Annotated in this window: 21 protein-coding genes; 15 read left to right on the top strand and 6 right to left on the bottom strand. The window is 72.9% G+C overall.

Translation table 11 applies throughout. The features are described 5' to 3' along the window. Positions 1 to 26 precede the first annotated feature (26 nt). Positions 27 to 794 carry a type I methionyl aminopeptidase gene (gene map / locus ACFY7H_RS26905; protein ID WP_388942779.1) on the bottom strand — a complete coding sequence of 256 codons (768 nt, stop codon included), beginning with the start codon at positions 792 to 794 and terminating at the stop codon, positions 27 to 29. A 64-nt stretch (positions 795 to 858) separates the two neighbouring features. Between map and ACFY7H_RS26900 the strand changes: the two genes are divergently transcribed. The 10 genes from ACFY7H_RS26900 (at position 859) to ACFY7H_RS26855 (ending at position 11526) form a co-directional block, all read left to right on the top strand. Continuing rightward, entirely contained in the window at positions 859 to 1110 is a 252-nt protein-coding gene (locus ACFY7H_RS26900; RefSeq protein ID WP_361603255.1) for a helix-turn-helix transcriptional regulator, read from the top strand. A gap of 100 nt (positions 1111 to 1210) precedes the next feature. Continuing rightward, the gene (locus ACFY7H_RS26895; RefSeq protein ID WP_388942775.1) at positions 1211 to 1411 is read left to right on the top strand and encodes a hypothetical protein; all 201 of its coding nucleotides are present in this window, start codon (positions 1211 to 1213) and stop codon (positions 1409 to 1411) included. A 23-nt stretch (positions 1412 to 1434) separates the two neighbouring features. Beyond that, positions 1435 to 3042 (top strand): hypothetical protein, encoded by a 1608-nt coding sequence (locus ACFY7H_RS26890; RefSeq protein WP_388942773.1) that lies wholly within the window; start codon positions 1435 to 1437, stop codon positions 3040 to 3042. Positions 3043 to 3209: 167 nt separating this feature from the next. Then, a complete protein-coding gene (locus tag ACFY7H_RS26885) occupies positions 3210 to 4052 on the top strand; it encodes a nitrilase-related carbon-nitrogen hydrolase (RefSeq protein WP_388942770.1) in 843 nt (280 codons plus the stop codon). Beyond that, positions 4049 to 5344, top strand: a complete 1296-nt coding sequence (locus ACFY7H_RS26880; protein ID WP_388942767.1) for an aspartate aminotransferase family protein — start codon at positions 4049 to 4051, stop codon at positions 5342 to 5344. Before ACFY7H_RS26885 ends, ACFY7H_RS26880 begins: the two co-directional genes overlap by 4 nt. Positions 5345 to 5354: 10 nt before the next feature. Continuing rightward, the gene (gene hydA, locus ACFY7H_RS26875) at positions 5355 to 6755 is read left to right on the top strand and encodes a dihydropyrimidinase (protein ID WP_388942764.1); all 1401 of its coding nucleotides are present in this window, start codon (positions 5355 to 5357) and stop codon (positions 6753 to 6755) included. 58 nt (positions 6756 to 6813) lie between these two features. After that, positions 6814 to 7815 carry a TIGR03842 family LLM class F420-dependent oxidoreductase gene (locus ACFY7H_RS26870; RefSeq protein ID WP_388942762.1) on the top strand — a complete coding sequence of 334 codons (1002 nt, stop codon included), beginning with the start codon at positions 6814 to 6816 and terminating at the stop codon, positions 7813 to 7815. Between the two features lie 232 nt (positions 7816 to 8047). Continuing rightward, positions 8048 to 9022 (top strand): alpha/beta hydrolase, encoded by a 975-nt coding sequence (locus tag ACFY7H_RS26865; RefSeq protein WP_388942760.1) that lies wholly within the window; start codon positions 8048 to 8050, stop codon positions 9020 to 9022. A 158-nt stretch (positions 9023 to 9180) separates the two neighbouring features. Continuing rightward, entirely contained in the window at positions 9181 to 10731 is a 1551-nt protein-coding gene (locus ACFY7H_RS26860; RefSeq protein ID WP_388942757.1) for a hypothetical protein, read from the top strand. A gap of 15 nt (positions 10732 to 10746) precedes the next feature. Then, the gene (locus tag ACFY7H_RS26855) at positions 10747 to 11526 is read left to right on the top strand and encodes a hypothetical protein (RefSeq protein ID WP_388942755.1); all 780 of its coding nucleotides are present in this window, start codon (positions 10747 to 10749) and stop codon (positions 11524 to 11526) included. Positions 11527 to 11605: 79 nt separating this feature from the next. On the opposite strand, the gene ACFY7H_RS26850 is transcribed toward ACFY7H_RS26855, so the two are convergent. The 3 genes from ACFY7H_RS26850 to ACFY7H_RS26840 form a co-directional block, all read right to left on the bottom strand. Then, positions 11606 to 12151, bottom strand: coding sequence for a GrpB family protein (locus ACFY7H_RS26850; protein WP_388942753.1), 546 nt, complete (start codon positions 12149 to 12151; stop codon positions 11606 to 11608). A gap of 89 nt (positions 12152 to 12240) precedes the next feature. Beyond that, positions 12241 to 13815 carry a M4 family metallopeptidase gene (locus ACFY7H_RS26845; RefSeq protein ID WP_388942750.1) on the bottom strand — a complete coding sequence of 525 codons (1575 nt, stop codon included), beginning with the start codon at positions 13813 to 13815 and terminating at the stop codon, positions 12241 to 12243. A gap of 197 nt (positions 13816 to 14012) precedes the next feature. Next, complete coding sequence (locus ACFY7H_RS26840; protein WP_388942747.1) at positions 14013 to 15065, bottom strand: M4 family metallopeptidase; 1053 nt, start codon at positions 15063 to 15065, stop codon at positions 14013 to 14015. Positions 15066 to 15419: 354 nt separating this feature from the next. On the opposite strand from ACFY7H_RS26840, the gene ACFY7H_RS26835 reads away from it, so the two are divergent. From ACFY7H_RS26835 to ACFY7H_RS26825, 3 genes are all read left to right on the top strand, one after another. Further along, positions 15420 to 16244, top strand: coding sequence for an inositol monophosphatase family protein (locus ACFY7H_RS26835; RefSeq protein WP_388942745.1), 825 nt, complete (start codon positions 15420 to 15422; stop codon positions 16242 to 16244). 142 nt (positions 16245 to 16386) lie between these two features. Further along, on the top strand, positions 16387 to 17805 hold the full coding sequence (locus ACFY7H_RS26830; RefSeq protein WP_388942742.1) for a phytoene desaturase family protein: 1419 nt from the start codon (positions 16387 to 16389) through the stop codon (positions 17803 to 17805). Continuing rightward, positions 17805 to 18314 carry an O-acetyl-ADP-ribose deacetylase gene (locus ACFY7H_RS26825; protein WP_388942739.1) on the top strand — a complete coding sequence of 170 codons (510 nt, stop codon included), beginning with the start codon at positions 17805 to 17807 and terminating at the stop codon, positions 18312 to 18314. Before ACFY7H_RS26830 ends, ACFY7H_RS26825 begins: the two co-directional genes overlap by 1 nt. Here the strand turns inward: ACFY7H_RS26825 and ACFY7H_RS26820 are convergent. Together ACFY7H_RS26820 and ACFY7H_RS26815 are read right to left on the bottom strand one after the other, a co-directional pair. Continuing rightward, complete coding sequence (locus tag ACFY7H_RS26820) at positions 18311 to 18700, bottom strand: DUF6191 domain-containing protein (RefSeq protein ID WP_388942736.1); 390 nt, start codon at positions 18698 to 18700, stop codon at positions 18311 to 18313. The genes ACFY7H_RS26825 and ACFY7H_RS26820 overlap by 4 nt on opposite strands. A gap of 175 nt (positions 18701 to 18875) precedes the next feature. Beyond that, complete coding sequence (locus ACFY7H_RS26815; RefSeq protein ID WP_125817366.1) at positions 18876 to 19358, bottom strand: Lrp/AsnC family transcriptional regulator; 483 nt, start codon at positions 19356 to 19358, stop codon at positions 18876 to 18878. Between the two features lie 257 nt (positions 19359 to 19615). Between ACFY7H_RS26815 and ACFY7H_RS26810 the strand changes: the two genes are divergently transcribed. Both ACFY7H_RS26810 and ACFY7H_RS26805 read left to right on the top strand, forming a co-directional pair. Then, complete coding sequence (locus ACFY7H_RS26810) at positions 19616 to 20530, top strand: DMT family transporter (RefSeq protein WP_388942733.1); 915 nt, start codon at positions 19616 to 19618, stop codon at positions 20528 to 20530. Further along, positions 20523 to 21710: an aromatic amino acid transaminase gene (locus ACFY7H_RS26805; protein ID WP_388942730.1), complete on the top strand. Its 1188-nt coding sequence runs from the start codon at positions 20523 to 20525 to the stop codon at positions 21708 to 21710. The genes ACFY7H_RS26810 and ACFY7H_RS26805 overlap by 8 nt, the downstream gene beginning before the upstream one ends. Positions 21711 to 21840: the final 130 nt, after the last annotated feature.

Here is a 21840-nt window from a genome sequence, read left to right as displayed (position 1 = left end):
TCGGCCGGGGTGTCCGGCCCGGGTTCCTACAGCGCCGTGAGGATCCTCGGGCCGGCGGCGGTGATGGCGACCGTGTGTTCGGCGTGGGCGGCGCGCGAGCCGTCGGTGGTGCGCAGGGTCCAGCCGTCGGGGTCGCAGGCGTAGTCGTCCGTACCGCCCGCGATCAGCATCGGCTCGATCGCGATCACCATGCCGGGGCGCAGCTTCATGCCGTGCCCCGGCGGGCCCTCGTTGGGGACGCCCGGGTCCTCGTGCATGCTGCGGCCCACGCCGTGGCCGCCGAAGCCCTCGGGGATGCCGTAGCCGGCGGAGCGGCAGACGGTGCCGATGGCGTGGGCGATGTCGCCGATCCGGTTGCCGGGCACGGCGGCGGCGATGCCGGCCGCCAGGGCCCGTTCGGCGGTCTCGACGAGGCGCAGGTCGGCGGGGCGGGGGCGGCCGACAGTGAAGCTGACGGCGGCGTCCCCGACCCAGCCGCGCAGCCGGGCGCCGCAGTCGATGCTGACCAGGTCGCCGTCGCGCAGCCGGTAGCCGTCGGGGATCCCGTGGACGATCGCGTCGTTGACCGAGGCGCACACCACCCCGGGGAAGGGCACCGGCGCGAAGTGCGGCCGGTAGCCGAGGAAGGGGGAGGTGGCGCGCGCGTCGCGCAGGACCGTGCGGGCCACCGCGTCCAGCTCCAGCAGGGACACCCCGACCCGGGCCGCCCCGCGTACGGCTGTCAGGGCGTGGGCGACCACCCGGCCGGCGGCGCGCATCTCGTCGATCGCTCGATCCGTCTTGAGTTGAACCATGCCAATAACTATACCGGTATAAGTTTACCGGGATAGTTATTGGGCTCCGGGGTAGGATGGGGGCATGGTCCGTACTCCCCTGACACCCGAAGAGCGCGAGCGCGGCGAGCGCCTGGGCGCGCTGCTGCGCGAAGCACGCGCAGGCCGCAGCATGGTCGAGGTCGCGGCCGGCGCGGGCCTCTCCGCCGAGACCCTCCGGAAGATCGAGACCGGCCGGGCGCCCACCCCCGCCTTCTTCACGGTCGCCGCCCTGGCCGGGGTGCTCGGACTCTCCCTGGACGAGGTCGTACGGCGCTGCGCGCTCGTGCCCGCCTGACGGACCGGCCCGGCCCCTCACGGGGCGTGTCCGGCCGCCGGACGGCCCAACGGGCGGTGCGAGGGGCGGGACCGGGGGCAGTGGTGCAGGCGTGTCAGTGATGAACGCAACGAAACGCCTCGGCCTCGCACTACTCGGCGCCCTCCTCGCGGCCGGCCTGCTGGCCGCCGCCTGCTCCACCCCCGGAGGGCGGACCGGCGCCCTGCCCCCGGCCCCGCACGACGGCTTCCTCACGGCCGGCGGGAGCGCCGCGGACGCGCCTTCGCCGTCAAGGTTTGAGATTTCCGTAGCCCGCCCGTAACGCGGGTGGGATGCAATGCGTGCATGGAGACGCCGACTGCGCGGGTGATCGGGCAACTCACGGACTACCTGAGGGGCTTGACGCGGAGACTGGATCCCGGAGCCGGCTGGTACGGGGAATTCCTGCGGCGGGACCCGGAGGGGATGCGCGCCTGCCTCGACGGGGTGGCGATGCCGCCGTGGGACGTACTGGAATCGCTCCTCGGTGACCTGCCGCGGGAGGCGGGCGACGCGGCGGGCGAGGCCGTGTACGCGGCCGCGCTGCGGGCGGCGGCCGTCGCCGCGTGGGACGCGATGCCGGGCGGGGAGGGCGAGCTGCGGACCCTGCTCGACGCGGCCGTGGCGCAGCGGGCCGCCCTGGAGGAAGCGCTGCGCGGCCTGACCGCCCGGCGCGCCGGCGCCGGCAGCCCGGCGGAGGCGGCCGCCCTGGACCGGGAGCTGGCCTGGGCCCGGGACGACGCGGCCCGCGCGGCCGCGCGGGCCGCGGACCTGGCGGCCCGGCTGGCGGCCCTGCGGGCGGAGCCGGGGGCGGGGGCGCGGGGGCCGCAGTCGTCGCAGCCGGGGGCCCGGCCGCCGGAGCTGCCGCAGCGGCGGCCGGGGTCGCAACTGTCGCAGCCGGGGACGCCGTCGCCGTCGCCGCAGCCGTCGCCGCCGCCTTGGCCGCAGTCGGGGCCGCAGCCGTCGCCCGTGCAACTGCAACCGCAGCCGCAGCAGCCGTCGCCCGAACCGCCGCCGTCGCCCGAACCGCTGCCGGCCGTTTCGCCGCAGCGGGAGGGCCGGTGGCTGCGCGGCGCCCGGCGCGCCGGAGGAGCCCGGTACGCGGGCGCACCGTCGGCGGCGGTGCCCGCGCCCGGGGAGCCCGCCCCGGCGGCGGCCGTCCCCGACCTCCCCGTTCCGGCCCCGCGCGGCGCCCGCTACATCCGCCCGGCCGCCGGCCGGACCCCGCCGGCGCGTGGCGACGCCTCCCCGGCGCCGGGGACCGCACCGGCCGCGGCCGGCGCCACCCGGGCCGGACACCCCGGCCCGCACCCCGATGCGCACCCCGCCCCGGCCCCCGCCGGCCCCGACGCGCCCTCCGTACGGGACACCCCGGCCGGGGCCCCGGCGCCCGGCCCGCGCGGCGGGTTCACCGCCGAGCTGCTCATGCTGCGCGCCCAGGGCCGCGGCGGCGAGGCCCACGCCCTGCTCTGCGAGGCGGCGGCCTGGCCCGCCGCCGAACTCCCCGCCCTCGCCGCCGAACTGGGCCGCGCCGGCCTGGCCGCCGACTGGGCCACCCTCCTGTGGGAGGCGGCCTCGCTCCCGCCCGACCGGCTCGCCGCGGCCGCCGCCGCCCTCGGCGAGGCGGGCCGGGAGGCCGACTGCGACGGCCTGCTGCGCCAGGGCGCGGCCCGCCCGGCCGCCGAGGTGGCCGAGGCGGCCCTCGCCCTCGGCACGGCCGGCCGGGACCGCGAGGCCCAGGCCCTGCTGGGCGCCTTCGTCCGGCTGCGCACCGCGGAGGAGGCGGCCGGCCTGGCCCGCCGGGACCCGCACTGGTTCGCCCCCCGGCTGCTGCGCGCGGCCCGGGCCCTGTCCGGGACCCGGCACCGCGATCTGGCGCACGCCCTGAGGGTGGCGGGAATCACGGTGCCCTGAACCGCCCGTCCGCTGACCGCAAACGACCGCGTGGCGTCGTAACGTGATCGACTACTCCAACCGCGCAAGGTGGTCTTGCCCCAGGCTGTGACGAGGCCTACCTTCGACTCCCTACGGACACCCTCTACGTGCGTAGAAGCCGGCGTTCCCGTCGCGAGGAGCAGCTCATGGCCCAAGTCGTCCGCGCCGCACTCGTCCAGGCCACCTGGACCGGAGACACCGAGTCGATGATCGCCAAGCACGAGGCGCACGCCCGCCGGGCGGCCGCCCAGGGCGCTCGGATCATCGGCTTCCAGGAGGTGTTCAACGCCCCCTACTTCTGCCAGGTCCAGGAGCCCGAGCACTACCGCTGGGCCGAGCCCGTCCCCGACGGCCCCACCGTCCGCCGGATGCAGGACCTGGCCCGCGAGACCGGAATGGTGATCGTCGTCCCGGTCTTCGAGCTGGAGAGCGAGGGGTTCTACTACAACACCGCCGCCGTCATCGACGCGGACGGAAGCTACCTCGGCAAGTACCGCAAGCATCACATCCCCCAGGTCAAGGGCTTCTGGGAGAAGTTCTACTTCCGCCCCGGCAACCTCGGCTGGCCCGTCTTCGACACCGCCGTCGGCAAGGTCGGCGTCTACATCTGCTACGACCGCCACTTCCCCGAGGGCTGGCGCCAACTCGGGCTCGGCGGCGCCCAGCTGGTCTACAACCCGTCCGCCACCTCCCGCGGCCTGTCGGCCTACCTGTGGCAGCTGGAACAGCCCGCCTCCGCCGTCGCCAACGAGTACTTCATCGCCGCCATCAACCGCGTCGGCCAGGAGGAGTACGGCGACAACGACTTCTACGGAACCAGCTACTTCGTCGACCCGCGCGGCCAGTTCGTCGGCGAGGTCGCCAGCGACAAGGAGGAGGAACTCCTCGTCCGCGACCTGGACTTCGACCTGATCAAGGAAGTCCGCGACCAGTGGGCCTTCTACCGCGACCGCCGACCCGACGCCTACGGAGGACTCGTACAGCCGTGACCAACCCCATCCCGCTGCACAGCCGCCACCGCACCGTCCTGCCCGACTGGCTCGCGCTCTACTACGACCGCCCCATCGAGCTCACGCACGGCGAGGGCCGCCACGTCTGGGACGCGGACGGCAACCGCTACCTCGACTTCTTCGGCGGCATCCTCACCACGATGACCGCCCACGCCCTGCCCGAGGTCACCAAGGCCGTCGCCGAACAGGCCGGGCGGATCATCCACTCCTCCACCCTGTACCTCAACCGGCCCATGATCGAGCTGGCCGAACGGGTCGCCGCCCTGTCCGGCATCCCCGACGCCCGGGTCTTCTTCACCACCTCCGGCACCGAGGCCAACGACACCGCCCTGCTGCTCGCCACCACGTACCGCCGCTCCAACCAGATCCTGGCGATGCGCAACAGCTACCACGGCAGGTCCTTCTCCACCGTCTCCATCACCGGCAACCGGGGCTGGTCCCCGACCAGCCTCTCGCCGCTCCAGACCTACTACGTCCACGGCGCGGTCCGCTCCCGCGGCCCCTTCGCCGGCCTCGACGACAGCGCCTTCACCGCCGCGGCCGTCGCCGACCTGGAAGACGTACTCGGCCAGGCGCGCGGGGGAGCGGCCGCGCTGATCGCCGAGCCGATCCAGGGCGTCGGCGGGTTCACCTCCCCGCCCGACGGACTCTACGGAGCCTTCCGCGAGATCCTCGACCGGCACGGCATCCTGTGGATCAGCGACGAGGTGCAGACCGGCTGGGGCCGCACCGGCGACCACTTCTGGGGCTGGCAGGCCCACGCCCAGAACGGCCCGCCCGACATCCTCACCTTCGCCAAGGGCATCGGCAACGGCATGTCCATCGGCGGAGTGGTGGCGCGGGCCGAGGTGATGAACTGCCTCGACTCCAACTCCATCTCCACCTTCGGTGGCTCCCCCGTCACCATGGCGGCCGGACTCGCCAACCTCGCGTACCTCCTGGACCACGACCTCCAGGGCAACGCCCGCCGCGTCGGCGGCCTGCTCCTGGAGCGGCTCCGCGCCATCGCCGCCCACGTGCCCGCCGTACGGGAGGTCCGCGGCCGGGGCCTGATGGCCGGAGTGGAACTGACCGTGCCCGGCACCGACCAGGCCGACCCGCAGGCCGCCGCCGCCGTCCTGGAGGCCGCCCGCGCGGGCGGGCTGCTCCTCGGCAAGGGCGGCGGGCACAACACCAGCGTGCTGCGCGTCGCGCCGCCGCTCTCCCTCACCGTCGCCGAGGCGGAAGAGGGCGCCGGGATCCTCGAACAGGCGCTGCGCAGCATCCAGTAGGGGGACGCACATGAGCATCCGTACGCTGATCAGCGGCGGCCTGGTCGTCACCGCCGCCGACGAGCTCCACGCGGACGTCCTGATCGAGGACGGCCGGGTGGCTGCCCTCGCCGCGCACGGCTCGGCGGCCGCCGAGGCCTGGACGGCCGACCGTACGATCGACGCGAACGGGAAGTACGTCATCCCCGGCGGGGTCGACGCGCACACCCACATGGAACTCCCCTTCGGCGGCACCGCGGCCTCGGACACCTTCGAGACCGGCACCCGCGCCGCCGCCTGGGGAGGCACCACCACCATCGTCGACTTCGCCGTGCAGAGCGTGGGCCGCTCGCTGCGCGAGGGGCTCGACACCTGGTACGAGAAGGCCGACGGGAAATGCGCGGTCGACTACGCGTTCCACATGATCGTGTCGGACGTGAACGAGCACACGCTCAAGGAAATGGACGGACTCGTCGAGGAAGGTGTGAGCTCGTTCAAACTGTTCATGGCGTATCCGGGGGTCTTCTACTCGGACGACGGGCAGATCCTGCGGGCCATGCAGCGCGCTTCCGCCAACGGCGGGCTGATCATGATGCACGCGGAGAACGGCATCGCGATCGACGTGCTCATCGAACAGGCCCTGGCGCGCGGGGAGACCGACCCCCGCCACCACGGCGAGGTCCGCAAGGTGCTCCTGGAGGCCGAGGCCACCCACCGCGCCATCCAGCTCGCCCGGGTGGCCGGAGCCCCGCTGTACGTGGTCCACGTCTCGGCGGAGGAGGCGGTCGCGGAGCTGGCCGCGGCCCGGGACAAGGGCCTGCCGGTCTTCGGCGAGACCTGCCCCCAGTACCTGTTCCTGTCCACCGACAATCTCGCCGAGCCCGACTTCCAGGGCGCCAAGTACGTCTGCTCCACCCCGCTGCGGCCGCGTGAGCACCAGGCGGCCCTGTGGCGCGGCCTGCGGACGAACGACCTCCAGGTGGTCTCCACCGACCACTGCCCCTTCTGCTTCCGCGGCCAGAAGGAGCTGGGGCGGGGCGACTTCTCCAAGATCCCGAACGGGCTGCCGGGGGTGGAGAACCGCATGGACCTCCTGCACCAGGCGGTCCTGGACGGGCACATCAGCCGCCGCCGCTGGATCGAGATCGCCTGCGCGACCCCGGCCCGGATGTTCGGCCTCTACCCGCAGAAAGGGACCATCGCGCCGGGCTCCGACGCCGACATCGTCCTCTACGATCCGCACGCCGAGCAGGTCATCTCCGCCGAGACGCACCACATGAACGTGGACTACTCGGCGTACGAGGGCAAGCGGATCACCGGACGCGTCGACACCGTCCTCTCCCGCGGCGAACTGGTCATCGACCGCCGCGAGTTCACCGGACGGGCCGGGCACGGCACCTTCGTGCACCGCTCCACCTGCCAGTACCTCTAGGGGGTGCCGGGGCAGCCCGCCCCGGCACCCGCACTCCCCAGCAAGGAGCAGCCCGCCCATGGACTTCGGCCTCGTCCTGCAGACCGACCCGCCGGCCTCCCAGGTCGTCAGCCTGATGAAGCGCGCGGAGCGCAACGGCTTCCGCTACGGCTGGACCTTCGACTCGGCCGTGCTCTGGCAGGAACCGTTCGTCATCTACAGCCAGATCCTGGCCAACACCCAGAAGCTGCACATCGGCCCCATGGTCACCAACCCGGGCACCCGCACCTGGGAGGTCACCGCCTCCACCTTCGCCACCCTCAACGACATGTACGGCAACCGCACCGTCTGCGGCATCGGCCGCGGCGACTCGGCGATGCGCGTCGCGGGGCGCGCTCCCAACACCCTGGCCCGCCTCGGCGAGGCCATCGACGTCATCCGCGACCTCGCCGAGGGCCGCGAAGCGCTCGTCGACGGCAACCCGGTCCGCATCCCGTGGATCAGGAACGGAAGGCTGCCCGTCTGGATGGCCGCGTACGGGCCCAAGGCCCTCGCCCTGGCCGGGGAGAAGGCGGACGGGTTCATCCTCCAGCTCGCCGACCCCTACCTCACGGAGTGGATGGTCAAGGCGGTCCGCGCCGCCGCCACCAAGGCCGGCCGGGACCCGGACGCGATCACCATCTGCGTGGCGGCGCCCGCGTACGTGGGCGAGGACCTCGCGCACGCCCGCGACCAGTGCCGCTGGTTCGGCGGCATGGTCGGCAACCACGTGGCCGACCTGGTCTCCCGCTACGGCGAGCACTCGGGCATGGTCCCGGACGAACTCACCGAGTACGTCAAGTTCCGCCAGGGCTACGACTACAGCCACCACGGCCGCGCCGGCAACCCGTCCACCGACTTCGTCCCCGACGAGATCGTCGACCGCTTCTGCCTGCTCGGCCCGGTCGAGACGCACATCGACAAGCTCCGTACCCTGCGCGACCTCGGCGTCGACCAGTTCGCCGTCTACGACATGCACGATGCGAGGGAGTCCACCATCGACGCCTACGGGCAGCACGTCATCCCGGCGCTGCACGGCTGATCCGCGTACCTGCTCTCCCGCGTCTGCGCAGGTGTGCGGGCCGTCGCCGCAGTCGGCCTGAGGGTTGTCCGACAACCCGAATGGACCAGGTTAGGATTCCACGGCGGCGCAACCCGCCCATCGCGTGCCCTCTCGCAAAGCTGCTGTAGGTGCGCTTCCGTACAGGGCGTTCCGCCCAGCGCTCTGGAGAGTTCTCGCCGTGTTTGGACAGCGTTCCCGTTCCCGTGCCGTCGTGACCGGCGCCACCGCCGTGGCCCTGGCCGTCGCGCTCGCGGGCTGCGGGGGTACCAAGGGTGAGCAGGGGACGAAGAGCCCGGTGGCGGCGAGCGGCCCGGCCGCCGCGGCCCCTTCCCCCACCGCGGCCGCGAAGGTGCGGATGCCGGCCGGTCCGGCCGCCGCCATGACCAAGGCCCGGGACACCGCCGTCGGCCCGATCACGACCACCAGACTGGCGGGCCCGAAGTCCGGTGTGACCGGCCAGGTGTGGGTCTGGCTCCCTCCCGAGTACCACGACCCGAAATACGCCAAGACCGGCTTTCCGGTGCTGACGCTGTACGCGGGCGGTCAGAGCAACGGCTACAACACCTGGGCAGGCAGCGAGCTGCCGATCCAGGAGGAGAACGTGCGGCTGGCCAAGGCGGGCAAGGCCCATCCCTTCATCATGGTCATGCCGGTGCAGAACTTCAGCGGCGACGAGAAGAAGACGCTGGACTGTTCGGACATCCCCGGCCAGCCCAAGATGGCGACCTGGATGACCCAGGACATCCCGGACTGGGTCCGCGCCAACTTCCGTACCCTCAAGGGCCGCGACAGCTGGGGCATCATGGGGGCCTCCACCGGGGGGTTCTGCAGCGCCAAGCTCGCTCTGCAGTACCCGGACGTCTACAAGGCCGCGGTGCCGATCGACGGCTACTTCACCCCGGACTCGCGCCTGTGGCACGGTCATGACGCGGAGAAGGCGGCCAACAGCCCCGACCAGCTGGTCACCCAGGGCAAGGCCGACGTGAAGATGCTGGTCACGGCCGGTGGTGCCGACGCCTACGAGAAGCGCGTCGTCAAGAGCTGGATGGCCAAGGCGGCCCCGCCGGTGTCCATCGAGTACTACGAGCAGCCCGGCGGCAAGCACCTCACCTCGGACTTCAGGAAGATGATCCCGCACACCCTGGAGTGGCTCACCAAGAACCTGGATGGCCCCGCCCACGACTGACCTGCCCTCCGGTGCCCGTCGTCAGTGCCTCGAGCGCGGGGTCGGGCCCGGGACGCAGACGCGGGGGTTCGCCCGTGAAGCCCAGCGCGAGGCCCCGGGGGTGCTGGCGTATCGAACGGCTGGACTAATATGTCCCGGTGAGAGATCAGAGTACGCATATGCGAATATCGGGGGTGTGGGGGTGTCGTGCGGCGGGGACCTCCGCCCGGCTGGCGGGATCCTTCGGCCGCTGGTGGGTGTTCGGCCCGCTGGTCGGCCTGGCCGCCGCCGTGGCGATGGCCGTCCGGATCTTCCACAACGGCCCGATCGGGATGGCGGACAACGGTGACGGTCCGTCCCGGATGTGCGCGCTCGACACTTCCGTCCACCTCGACAAGGGGTCCGCGTGGTGGTTCCACTACGCCAACTTCCGGTATGACCAGGCCAGCCCGGAGGCGTGCACATCTGCGAACACCTACCCGGGCAGCGGCAAGTGGATGCCCATGCTGGCCCGGCCGCTGAGTCACCTGCTCGGCTATCCGGGCGCGATTGACCTCCGGGCCCAGGCACTGCTCTGGTGCGCCCTGGTGGGCGTGGCCTTCGGGGTCTTCGCCATCGCGCTGCGGGGCCGTCTCCTGCTCCGCCTGCTGGTCTGTGCCGCGCTGTTCCTGGTGGTCGGGGACTCCGTGGTGGCGGGGTATGCCGCTTCGCCGTTCAGTGAGCTGGCCGGGCTGACCGGGTTGCTGCTCGCCACCGCGGGTGCGGTCCACCTCGGCGGTTCGCCCCGGGCCAGGCTCGGCGGGCTGCTGCTGTTCACCGTCGGGTCGGTCACCCTGGTGGGATCCAAGATGCAGGCACTCACCATGGCTGTGCCCCTCCTGGCGCTCCTGCTCTTCTCCGAAGTACCGGTCGGCCGGCTCGCCGGCCGGTTCTCCGCCCGGGTACTCCCGCTCGCTGCCGCGGTGGTGATCGGCGCGGCGGGCACGCACACGCTGCTGTTCCAGATGGAGGCGTTCAAGGAGATCAACCGGACCGAGGTGATCTTCGTGGGGATCATGGGCAAGAGCCCCGACCCTGCCAAGGACGCCGTCGAGCTCGGGCTGCCGGCCGACTTCGGCCAGTACGCCGGGCTGAACTGGTGGGGGGAGAAGGCACCCCAGAAGGACCCCCGCTGGCCCGAAGTCCGGGACCGCATCACCTACACCAACATCGGCACCTACCTGGCCAAGCACCCCGGCGTCGCGCTCCGCATCGCCGACGGCGGGCTGGACGACTTCGCCGCCTCCCGGCCGGACAACCTCGGCTCCTACCCGGTCAGCGCCGGCAAGCCGGCCGGCACCCAGGAGCACCGACTGGCCCTCTACACCGGATTCCTGCGGACCCTCGGCGGCGGCTGGGTGCTCGGCCTCCAGTTCACGCTCGTGGTGGCCGGCGCCTGGTGGCTGCGCCGCAGCCCGGACCACCCGCGTCGCCGCGCCTTCCTGGCCATGATGATCTGCCTCGGCGGGGCCACCCTGACCCAGTTCGTCACCGCCATGTACGGCGAGGCGATCGAGAACACCAAGCACCTGATCTTCGGCATCTTCGCCACCGGCCTGGCCTTCGTCTTGGCAGCCGCCGCTGTGCTGTGCACCCCCGCCGCTGTGAGATCCACAGCCGAGGAGGAGGCTGAGGAAGATGCGCCGGCGACGAGCGGGCGGGCAGCCCTCGCAGGGCTGGCCAAGCCCTGAATCGAGGAACCCCCGATGTCCTGCCTGTGGCCGCTCGCGCCGTCCGGTGCCACCGACTGGCTGCTGGAGCTGTGCGGCGACGGCCTGACCGGGTTCATGCCTCCGGCGATGCCCGACGCGGTATGGGTGCTCAACGCGATGTACGAGCACGAGCAGGGGCCGTTCGACGTGTCGTACCACGAGCACCACCAGGCACGCCTGGCCGACGGGAGCACCCGGCCCCACGTCGTGGGGGGCATCGATCTCGACGCCGTGAGCATCACCACCGGAGGGGGTCTGGGCCGCGCCCGGCACCCCGGCCCCGGCTGGCGGCGGCTGCGCTGGGTCGAGCTCGCCCGGCGGACCGGCGACCCCATCGTGCCCGACGGGCTGATGCCCTCCTATCGCTGTTTCCCCTCGGCCAAGAAGGAGGGCAGCTGGCCGCTGGGCGTGGTACCGCCTACCGAAGGGAGCCTGGACCGTGAGACCTGGAGCCGACTGATCGCCGTCCTCACCCATTACGGTCCCGAGGGCCCCGACACCCGCTGCTCGGCCTACTACAACCCGCTGATGCTCGGAGCCGCCGACTTCGACAACCTTCATGTGCGTGCGGGTCGACTCGGCGATGCCGAGGTCCTGTACGACCTGTCCGAAGCGGATTTCAGCCCGTCCAACCTGTGGGCCGACGACCACTCCTGGGTCCTGTGCACCGATTACGACCTATGGGCCACCAAGGTCTCCGGCCCCCCGGCCCTCATCGACGCATTGCTGAACGACTCCGAGATCGAGGCGGTTCGTCTGCCCTGGGCCCACTGATCGGCACAGGCGCGTACGTACGCTCGGCGCGCGGCCGAACGCCGGGCGCGTGCAGCGGCGGAGGTGTCGGACCGGCGGTTCAGGCGTCACTGGGACCGGCGGTCCAACCCGTGCGCTGGGCCCATGCGTCAGCGCGTCGGATGATGTCCCGCACGAAGTCGTCTTTCGCTTGGACGTAGCCGGGCCGGTCGTCACGGAAACGGGCCGCGCAGCGCCGTTTGGCTTCCGCGTACGCGGCCGCGGCGGACGTGTGGCAGCGGAGGTAGTCGCGGAACAGGAGGGGGAACTGCTGGGAGAAGGTGCCCAGCTGTCGCACGTGCACGTGTGTGCGGTGCCGGCCCGGTGGTTCCCGGAAGTACCGCTTGGTCCGTTCGGGGTTGGCCGCCCGGTACACGAAGCCCATGCCGGTGAGCGGGCCCAGGAACTCCTCGGCCGGCTCCAGCACTGTGACCGAGATCTGGATGTCGATCACCGGCTTGGCTGCCAGCCCTGGCACCGAGGTGGACCCGATGTGGTCGATACGAACCGCAGTATCACCGAGGGCTGTACGCAGGCCCGCACCCCGCTTGGCGAGCATGGCCGGCCAAGCGGGGTCGTAAGGCATGACGTCGACTGGCTCTCCCATGCCGAGGAGTGTTCCGCGGCTCGCTGCAGCCGTGACAAGGGAGCGTCGGGCAGAGTGGCCGTACGGTGCTCGAGGAGCCCCGGGGTGGGTCAGTTGACGTTGACGGCCTTCCAGGCGGCCGCCACCTGCTGGTACTCGGGGCCGGAGGCGCCGTACAGGTCGGCCGCCGCCTGGAGGGTCGCGGTGCGGGCACCCGCGTAGTTGGTGGTCGAGGTCATGTAGGTGGAGAGCGCCTTGTACCAGATCTTGTACGCCTTGGTGCGGCCGATCCCGGCGACGGTGGAGCCGTCGTAGGTCGGGGAGTCGTAGGACACCCCGTTGACCGTCTTGGCGCCGCTGCCCTCGGAGAGCAGGTAGAAGAAGTGGTTGCCGACGCCGGAGGAGTGGTGGACGTCCAGCCGGCCGACGGTCTTGGACCAGTAGTCGGCGGAGACGCCGTCCTTGCTGGGCTTGTCCATGTAGCGCAGCGGCGTGCCGTTGCCGCGGATGTCGATCTTCTCGCCGATGAGGTAGTCGCCGGCGTCGGAGGAGTTGTTGGCGAAGAACTCCACCGAGGTGCCGAGGATGTCGCTGGTCGCCTCGTTGAGGCCGCCCGACTCGCGGCTGTAGTTCAGCTTGGCCGTGGCCGCCGTCAGGCCGTGGCTCATCTCGTGGCCCGCGACGTCCAGTGAGGTGAGCGGCTTCTGGTTGTTCGCGCCGTCGCCGTAGGTCATGCAGAAGCAGCTGTCGGACCAGAACGCGTTGACGTAGGCGTTGCCGTAGTGGACGCGCGAGTACGCGGCCTTGCCGTCGCCGGCGATGCCGTTGCGGCCGAGTTCGGACTTGTAGAAGTCCCAGGTGACGGCCGCGCCGTAGTGGGCGTCGACGGCGGCGGTCTGCCGGTTGGACGGGGTGCCGTCGCCCCACGCGTCGTCGGCGTCGGTGAAGAGGGTGCCGGTGGCGGTGGAGGCCGCGCCGTTCAGGTCGTAGGTCTTGTGGCTGCCGCGCGCGGCGTCGGTCAGGCTGTACGCGGATCCGCTCTGCGTGGTGCCGAGGGGGACGGTGCCGGAGTAGCCGCTGGTGCCGGTCCCGGTGTGGATGGCCTCGTACGCGTAGAGCTCGGCACCCGTCGCGGCGTCCGTGATGACGTGGCGCTCGCTGGGAGTGCCGTCGGGCTCGGTGCCGGTGACGACGGACTCGTAGGCGAAGACCGGCGTGCCGGTGGCGGCCCATACGACCTGCCGGGCGCCGGCGGGAGCGGGCTTCAGGCCGCGTGCGGCCGCCGGGGCGATGCGGGCCTCCGTGCCCTTGGTTGTCTTGCGGCTGCCGTCCTTCTTCTGGTGGACCACCAGATCGCCGCCGAGGACCGGGAGTCCGGCGTAGGTGCGCTCGTACCGGGTGTGCACCGTGCCGTCCGCGTCCTTGATGACGTCCCGCGCCACGAGGCGTTCCTCGGAGGAGAGGCCGATGGCGCGGGCGGTGGTCGCCGCCTCGCTCTGCGCGGCGGATATCGCCTGGGCGCGGGCGCCGGACGACAGCGTGAGGGCGGTCGCGCCCGCCTCCCGTTCGGCTGCCGCGCTGACCGTGCCGCTCTGGACCGCGACCGCGACCATCGCGGCCGAGGCGACGACGGCGGCGGTGCGCAGCATGCGGGTGCGGTTGCGAGAGGTGGGGGAAGAGGACATGGGGTGGGTCACTCGCTCTCCTGGTGTCGTGGGGGACGCCACGGAGATTGCCAGAGAGAAGCCACTCAATGACAGGTACGCAACAATTATTTGACCTGCTGTTATCCGGGGAGCGGAGATCGATGTCCGCTCAACGACCGAAAACCGGAGCTTTCCGGCGCCCGCCCCCGGTGCGGCGGGCGCCGGGCGGTCCGGGCCTACTGGACCCCGGGGATCCGGCGGTCCTTGAACGCGGTACGGACGGCGTCCGCCGCGCTCTGTCCGTACATGCTCCGGGCGGTGTCGATCGTGGCCAGCGCCGCCTCCCGGAAGCCGGTGTCCGGGGCGAACCGGAACTGGGCGTTCACGATGATGCGGTCGGCGGTCCTGGCGCCGAGGGCGCCGCGGATGTCGAACAGGGCGCGGGACCAGATCTCGCCGTCGGCGTGGACCTCGCCCACCCGGTCCTCGTACACCTTCGTCCCGTCGATGCGGCGCAGGCAGTGCGGGGCGGCGCTGTACGGGACCGAGTCCCAGTCGGCGACGCACGCCCGGTCCGCCACCCGGGGCCAGCCGTACGCGGCGGCGGCGTGGTCGCCGACCTCCACGGCCAGGTAGTCGCCGAAGGCCTCGCCGATCGCCCCGGCCTCCGTGGAAGTGCCGAAGCCGGGGACTTGCGCGTGGTGCACGGCGTGCCCGTACTCGTGGAGGATGACCTCGGCGTCCTCGGCGTCCTCGGCGTCGTCCACACCGCCCTTGCCGAAGCGGATCTCGGCCTTCTTGTCGGTGAAGTAGGAGTTGTCGGCGCCCCACTGGTTGATGCGGACCGGCTGGACGCGGTCGTTGGCGCCGGGCAGCTCGCTGCCGAAGCCCAGGCTCTGGAGGTACTCCTGCGCCTCGTTGACCCAGAAGTACGCCATGACCTGCTCGAACTGGTCGTCGGAGCGGTTGTAGCCCGCGGCGTCGGCCACCGAGGCCGGCGCGCCGGTCTCCGAGCGGACGGCGGCCCACTTGCCCGACAGGCCGCCACTGGCGTCGAGGTTGCGCAGCGAGGCGATGGCGTAGGCGGAGGCGGGTATCGCGCCGACGGAGTCCTTGGCGTCGCTGAGCGTCTGGTCGCCGGACGACTGCACGGGGTTGACCATGAACACGCGGCCCTGCGGCAGGGCGTTGGCGGGTCGGGGAGCGGTGGCCGAGGCGGGGACGGCGAGACCGAACAGTGCGACGGCGGCGGTGGCCGCCGCGACGAACCCGCGGGGTGTGCGCGGCATGGACATCCTCCTGTGAGGGGTGCGGGACGGCGGAGAAAAGAGTGGCCGCGTGGTGCGGACGCGGCATCCTTGCGCACGCGCGGCACCTTTGACCAGGCCTCGGACCGCACGCTCTCGCCCGGACGCTTTGCTGAAGTACTCGCCGTGGTCCCTCGCCCCGGGCCAGGCCTCCACCCCGGCGGCCCGCGTCCTGGTGGAGGCGGCGGCCGGAGAAGGCTGACGCGGAGCGACGGGGGCGGGCGGAGCGGGCGGGGCCCGGGTCCGGCCCGGCCGTTCACCGGACAGCCCCCCGTGTACGGGACGCCGACCGGAAACGGCGATGGGTTTGTCAGCCGCACGTGCTTTGCTGGGGGCATGATCGATGAATTTCCGGCCCTTGACCTGTCCGCTGTCGACGAAGCCGTCCGCAAGGCCGCGGCGGTCGAGATCATGCCCCGGTTCCGGCAGCTCGCCGAACACGAGGTGGACCAGAAGAGCGGCCCGCACGACCTCGTGACCATCGCCGACCGGAAGGCCGAGGAACACCTCACCGCCTCCCTGACCCGGCTGCTTCCCGGCTCCGCCGTGGTCGGCGAGGAGGCCGTGCACGCCGACCCGAACGTCTACGGGGCACTGCGCGCCGACGCCCCCGTGTGGATCGTCGACCCGGTTGACGGCACCCGGCAGTTCGTCAACGGCGACCCCGGCTTCTGCACCCTGGTGGCGCTCGCCCTGCGCGGCGAGATCCTCGCCTCCTGGACCTTCGCCCCGGCCCTGGACGAGATGGCCACCGCCGTACGCGGGCAGGGCGCGTACGTCAACGGCGAGCGGATCCACAGCGGTTCGCCCCAGCCCGGCGCCGAGCTGCGCGTGGCGACCGCGCACCCGCTGTACACGTCCGAGGAGGACCGGCGGAACCTGGCCCGGCTCGACGTGCCCGGCGTCGCCGCCCGCCCGTGCGGTTCGGCGGGTCTGGAGTACCTGAAGGTGGCGCGCGGGGAGATGGACGCGCTCGCCTTCACCTGGCCCTCCGCATGGGACCACGCGGCCGGTCTGCTGCTGGTCGCCGAGGCGGGCGGCGCACAGAGCACCGTCGACGGGGTCCCCTTCCGGGTGGACCGGGACAACGCCCTCCCGTTCGCGATCGGCCGTGACGAGGCCACCGCGGTCCGCGTCCGCGAACTGCTGCGGGGCGCGTAGCCGCCGCGCCGAACGCCGAGGAGCACCTGCCGGCGGAGCACCTCCCGGCGGAGCACCTCACCGCGATAGCCGCGGGAGGGGCTCCGACGGCAGGGCCTAGGCTGGAGGCAGTTGCCGTCGCCGGACGAAGGAGCTGTTGTCAGTGCCGTCGATTCTCGACGCAGTCGTGGTGGGGGCGGGGCCCAACGGCCTGACGGCCGCCGTCGAACTGGCCCGCCGGGGCCACTCGGTGGCCGTTTTCGAGGCCGCCGGGACGATCGGCGGCGGCGCCCGCACCGAGGAGCTGACCCTCCCCGGCTTCCGGCACGACCCCTGCTCCGCGGTACACCCGCTCGGCGCCGGCTCCCCGGTGTTCGCGACCATGCCGCTGGCGCGCTACGGGCTGGAGTGGCTGCACGCCCCGCTGCCCATGGCGCACCCCTTCGACGACGGCACGGCGGCCGTGCTCGCCCGTTCCGTGGCGGAGACGGCGGCCTCCCTCGGGCCGCGCGACGCGGGCGTGTACCGCCGGCTGGTGGAACCGTTCCTCGGCACATGGGACACCCTCGCCCGGGACTTCATGTCCCTGCCCAACACCGCCCTGCCCCGGGACCCCCTCACCCTGGCCCGCTTCGGCCTCGCCGGACTGCCGCCCTCCACCTGGCTGCTGCGCCGCTTCCACGACGACCGCGCCCGCGCCCTGTTCGCCGGACTCGTCGCGCACGTCATGGCCCCGCTGAACGGGATCGCCACCGGCGCCGTCGGCCTGGTCTTCGCCCTCGCCGCGCACGCCGGCGGCTGGCCGATGCCGCGCGGCGGCTCGCAGTCCATCTCCGACGCCCTCGCCGGCTACCTGACGGACCTCGGCGGCACCCTCCACACCGGCTTCGAGGTCAAACGCCTCGACGACCTGCCCCCGGCCCGCGCCTACGTCTTCGACACCTCGCCGACCGCGCTGGCCCGGATCGCCCGCCTCGGCCGGGCGTACGACGGCTACCGGTACGGCGCGGCGGCCTTCAAGCTCGACTACGCCCTCGACGGGCCCGTCCCCTGGACCGCCGAGGCCGCCCGCAGGGCCGGCACCGTCCAGATCGGCCCCGGCAGCCGCGACATCGACGCCGCCCTCCAGCTGGCCTCGGGCGGCCGCGCCCCGCGCACCCCCTTCCTCATCACCGCCCAGCCCAGCCTGGTCGACCCCGGCCGGGCACCGGAGGGCAAGCACGTCTTCTGGGCGTACGGCCACGTCCCCTCCGGCTGGGACGGAGACCTCACCGAAGCCGTCGAACGGCAGCTGGAGCGCTTCGCCCCCGGCTTCCGCGACCTGGTGCTGGCCCGCGCCACGGCGGGCCCGCCGCAGCTCGCGGCCCGCAACCCCAACTACGTCGGCGGGGACATCGCCTGCGGCGCCGCCTCCGGCCTCCAGCTCCTGCTCCGGCCCAAGCTCACCCTGTCCCCGTACACCACCGCCCACCCGGCGGTGTTCCTCTGCTCCTCGGCGACCCCGCCGGGCCCGGGCGTGCACGGCATGTCCGGACACAACGCCGCCAAGGCGGTCTGGCGGCACCTGCGAAAGGCCGGCTGATGGTACGCATCACCCTCGTCCAGGGCGACATCACGGCCGAGGAGGCCGACGCGATCGTCAACGCGGCGAACTCCTCGCTGCTCGGCGGCGGGGGAGTGGACGGCGCCATCCACCGGCGCGGCGGCCCCGAGATCCTCGCCGCCTGCCAGGACCTGCGCCGCTCCCACTACGGCAAGGGCCTCCCGACCGGCCAGGCCGTCGCCACCACCGCCGGCCGGCTGCCCGCCGAGCACGTCATCCACACTGTGGGCCCGGTCTGGTCACGGGAGGAGGACCGGTCGCACCTCCTCGCCTCCTGCTACCGCGAATCCCTGCGCGTCGCCGACGGGCTGGGGGCGCGTACGGTCGCCTTCCCGGCGATCTCCACCGGCATCTACGGCTGGCCGATGGACGACGGCGCCCGCATCGCGATCGAAACCGTCCGGACCGCCCGTACCTCGGTGGAGGAGGTCCGCTTCGTCCTCTTCGACGCCGCCGCCTACGCGGCCTTCGAAGCCGCCACGACCTAGTCGCCGGCTGGTCCGCACGCGCCGGGGCCGTCGCGGCCGGCGCGGCCGCCATCCGGCCCCGGCATGCGACTGGGAGCCCCCGGCGGCAGCACGATGCACGCCGTGCCGCCGGCCAGGTTGACGCGGGAGCGGCGTGGCGGCGCACCGTCGCTCTCGTCGTCCCGCCTCAGCAGCTCCACCCGCCGCTGCTCCAGCTCGGCCGTCTTGTTCCCGTTCACGACCGCCGTGAACTCGTCGAAGGCGATGCTCGACAGCGACCGGCCCGTGCGCCTGCGTACCCACGGGATCAGGCCCAGCCCCGTGAACCATCGCCATACGCTTTCCACCACGGCGAACACGGCCAGCAGGCATACGAACGCCGGGAGCGACCCGAGCCAGACCGCCATGGATGTCCCCGCTTCCTCATCGTCCTCGGCCAACCCGTGGACCACTGTCCGGGACGCGCGGCGCGCGGGCATCAGACCGGCGCACGATCAGGCTCCCCCGTGCGGGGGAGGGCCGCCGCCCCCGGCGCCGAGCCGCGCACCCCCGTGCCGCGTCCTTCCGCCCGGCCCGCCGCCCTCAGGGGGTCCGCGCGCCGCCGCCCGGGGTCGGGCGCGGATAGGTGCGGGACTGCTTGACGCTGCCGTACGCGAAGCTCGACTCGATCGACGCGATGCCGGGGATGGCGTGGATGCGGTGGCGCACCAGGGACTCGTACGCCTCCAGGTCCTCGATGACCACCCGGAGCAGGTAGTCGCTGCTGCCCGCCATCAGATAGCAGTCCTGGATGTGCTCGATGACGGCGACGTGCTCCTCGAACAGGGCGACGGCCTCCGCCGTGTGCCGTTCCAGGCGGATGCGTACGAAGACGGTGATCGGGAGCCCGAAGGACACCTGGTCCACCACCGCCGTGTAGCCGCGGATCAAGCCCGCCTCCTCCAGCCGGCGGACCCGGCGCAGGCAGGGGGAGGGGGAGAGGCGGACGCGGTCCGCGAGGTCCTGGTTGGAGAGGCGGCCGTCGGCCTGCAACTCCCGGATGATCTGCAGATCGACCGCGTCCACGGTTGCTCCTCGGGCCTTTCCGCCAGTCCTTGGCAGATCCTGCCCCAAACGTATGTCCGAGAGGCAGAACTGGCAATCGGCTGCCCCGGCACAAGCCCTAACGTTGCCCGGGAACGGGCCGGACCGGCCCGCTCTCACAGGCTGGAGCAGATTCCTTGGTCGCGACCAACACCACCGGCGCGGCCGCGCCTCACGACACGGCGGTCCCGCCGGCCGGAAACCCCCGCCGGCGCGGACCGTCACCGCAGGCCCGGGGGATGGCCGCGTTGCTGGTGACCGTGGCGATCTGGGCGGCCTTCGCCCTCAGCGCGCGCGGCCTGAGCACCTCCACCCTCGAGCCCGCCGACGCGGCCCTGCTGCGCTTCGGCGTCCCGCTCCTCGTCCTGCTGCCGGCCCTGTGGCGGCGCAGGCGCCGCATCGCCGCCGTGAAGCCGGCCGCCGCCCTCAAGATCGTCTGCGGGGCGGGGGTGCCGTTCTTCCTCGCCGCCATGCACGGCGGATCCCTGACCTCGGCCGCCTTCGTCGGCTCGATCGTCCCCGGCATGGTCCCGCTCTTCGTCGCCGCGCTGATGGCCGCCCGGGGCCACGGACTGCCCAAGGGCACGCAGGTGGCCGGGCTCGCGCTGATCGCGGCCGGGGTGGCCGCCCTCGTCTGGCGGTACGTCGTCCCCGTTGACGCCGACGTCCTGGAGGGAGCGGGCACGCTCCTGGTGGCCAGCGGCCTGTGGGCGTTGTACACGGTGGGCCTGCGGGACGTGGACCTCGACCCCGTCGGGTCGATCGGGCTGCTGTGCCTGCCCTCCTTCGCCGTGATCGGGCTGCTGGTGCTGACCGGAGTCCTCCCGACCGGCCTCGCCCACGCCACGGGCGGCGACATCGTCACCTTCCTCGTGGTGCAGGGGCTCGGGGTCGGGCTGTGCGCGGGCCTGCTGTACGCCTTCGCCATCCGCCGGCTCGGCGCCGAGCGCAGCTCCGTCGTCGGCAGCCTCAGCCCCGTCGCCGTCGTCCTCCTCGCCATTCCCGTCCTCGGCGAGTCGCCGACCCCGGCCGTGCTGGTCGGTGTACCGCTGATCACCGCCGGGGTGGTGCTGGCCAACCGCCGCCGTACCCCCGTCCCTCCCCGTCCCCCCGTCCGTCCGCGTCCCCGCCCCGAGGTCCCCGCAGATGCTTGAGCTCCTTCCCCCGCCGCCCACCGACCCGCTGTGGGACCTGACCTACGAGTTCGGCTCCGACGAGCGGGCCGAGCGGCTGAACCTCGTCCTCGGCGTCTACCGCGACCACACCGGCCGCACCCCGGTCATGGCCGCCGTCCGCGAGGCCGAGATACGCCTCGCCGAGCGTTCCGAGTCCAAGGAGTACCGGGGGCTCTCCGGCAACGCCGCCTTCAACCGGGCCCTGCTGGACCTGGTCCTCGGCCCGCAGGGGCCGTCCGACCGCGCCGCGGCCGTGCAGACCGTCGCCGGCTCCGGCGCGCTGCGCCTGCTCGCCGACCTGATCTGCCGGACCCGCCCGGGCACCACCGTGTGGATCAGCGACCCCGCCTACGTCAACCACCGCCCCATCCTGGAGGCCGCGGGCCTGGAGGTCCGTACCTTCGGCTGGTGCGACGCCGAGGGCGGCTTCGACGCCGCCGGGGTCCTGGACGGCCTCGCGGGGGCGCGGCGCGACGACGTCGTCCTGCTCCAGGGTTGCTGCCACAACCCGACCGGGGCCGACCCCGCGCCGCAGGACTGGGCGGCGCTGGCGGAGCTGGCGGCCCGGAACGGCTGGGTCCCCTTCATCGACCTCGCCTACCACGGACTCGGCGACGGGCTGGAGGCCGATCTGGCGGCCACGCGCCTGCTGGCCGAGCGGGTCCCCGAGATGCTCATCGCCGTGAGCTGCTCCAAGAACTTCGGCCTCTACAGCGACCGCACCGGCTGCGCCATCGTCCTCGGCGCGTCCGCCCGGGCGGTGCGGCACGCCGAGACGGCCCTGCAGAACGCCGCCCGGACCCTGTACTCGATGCCGCCCGAGCACGGGGCCGCCGTCGTCACCGCGATCCTGGACGACGCGGGGCTGCGGGACCTCTGGCGCGCGGAACTGGACGCGATGCGCGGCCGGATCGAGGCCAACCGGGCGGACCTGACCGCACGCCTGGACGTCATGGGGCACCAGGCGCAGGCGCGTTCGCTCGCCCGGCAGCGGGGCATGTTCTCGATGCTGCCGCTGACGGCGCAGGAGATGCTCCGGCTGCGCCGGGAGTACGCGATCTACGGAACCACCGCCGGGCGCATCAACATCGCGGGCATCCCGGCCGACCGGATCCCCTGCCTCGCGCGGGGCATCGGGGGAGTGCTGGCGGGCCGCTGACGAGCCGAGGGGGCGGGTGCCGGGGAACGGGAGCGCCGGGGGGCACGCGGGCGGCGGAACGCGGAAGTGAGGGAACGCGCAACCCGTTCCGCGGGCACCCCCGACGTGACAGTCCCCGGTCGCCTCGCCG

The organism is Streptomyces sp. NPDC012794, from assembly GCF_042901085.1.
In the GTDB taxonomy this organism is placed as follows: Bacteria; Actinomycetota; Actinomycetes; order Streptomycetales; family Streptomycetaceae; genus Streptomyces.
This window is presented reverse-complemented; position numbering and strand designations above follow the sequence as displayed.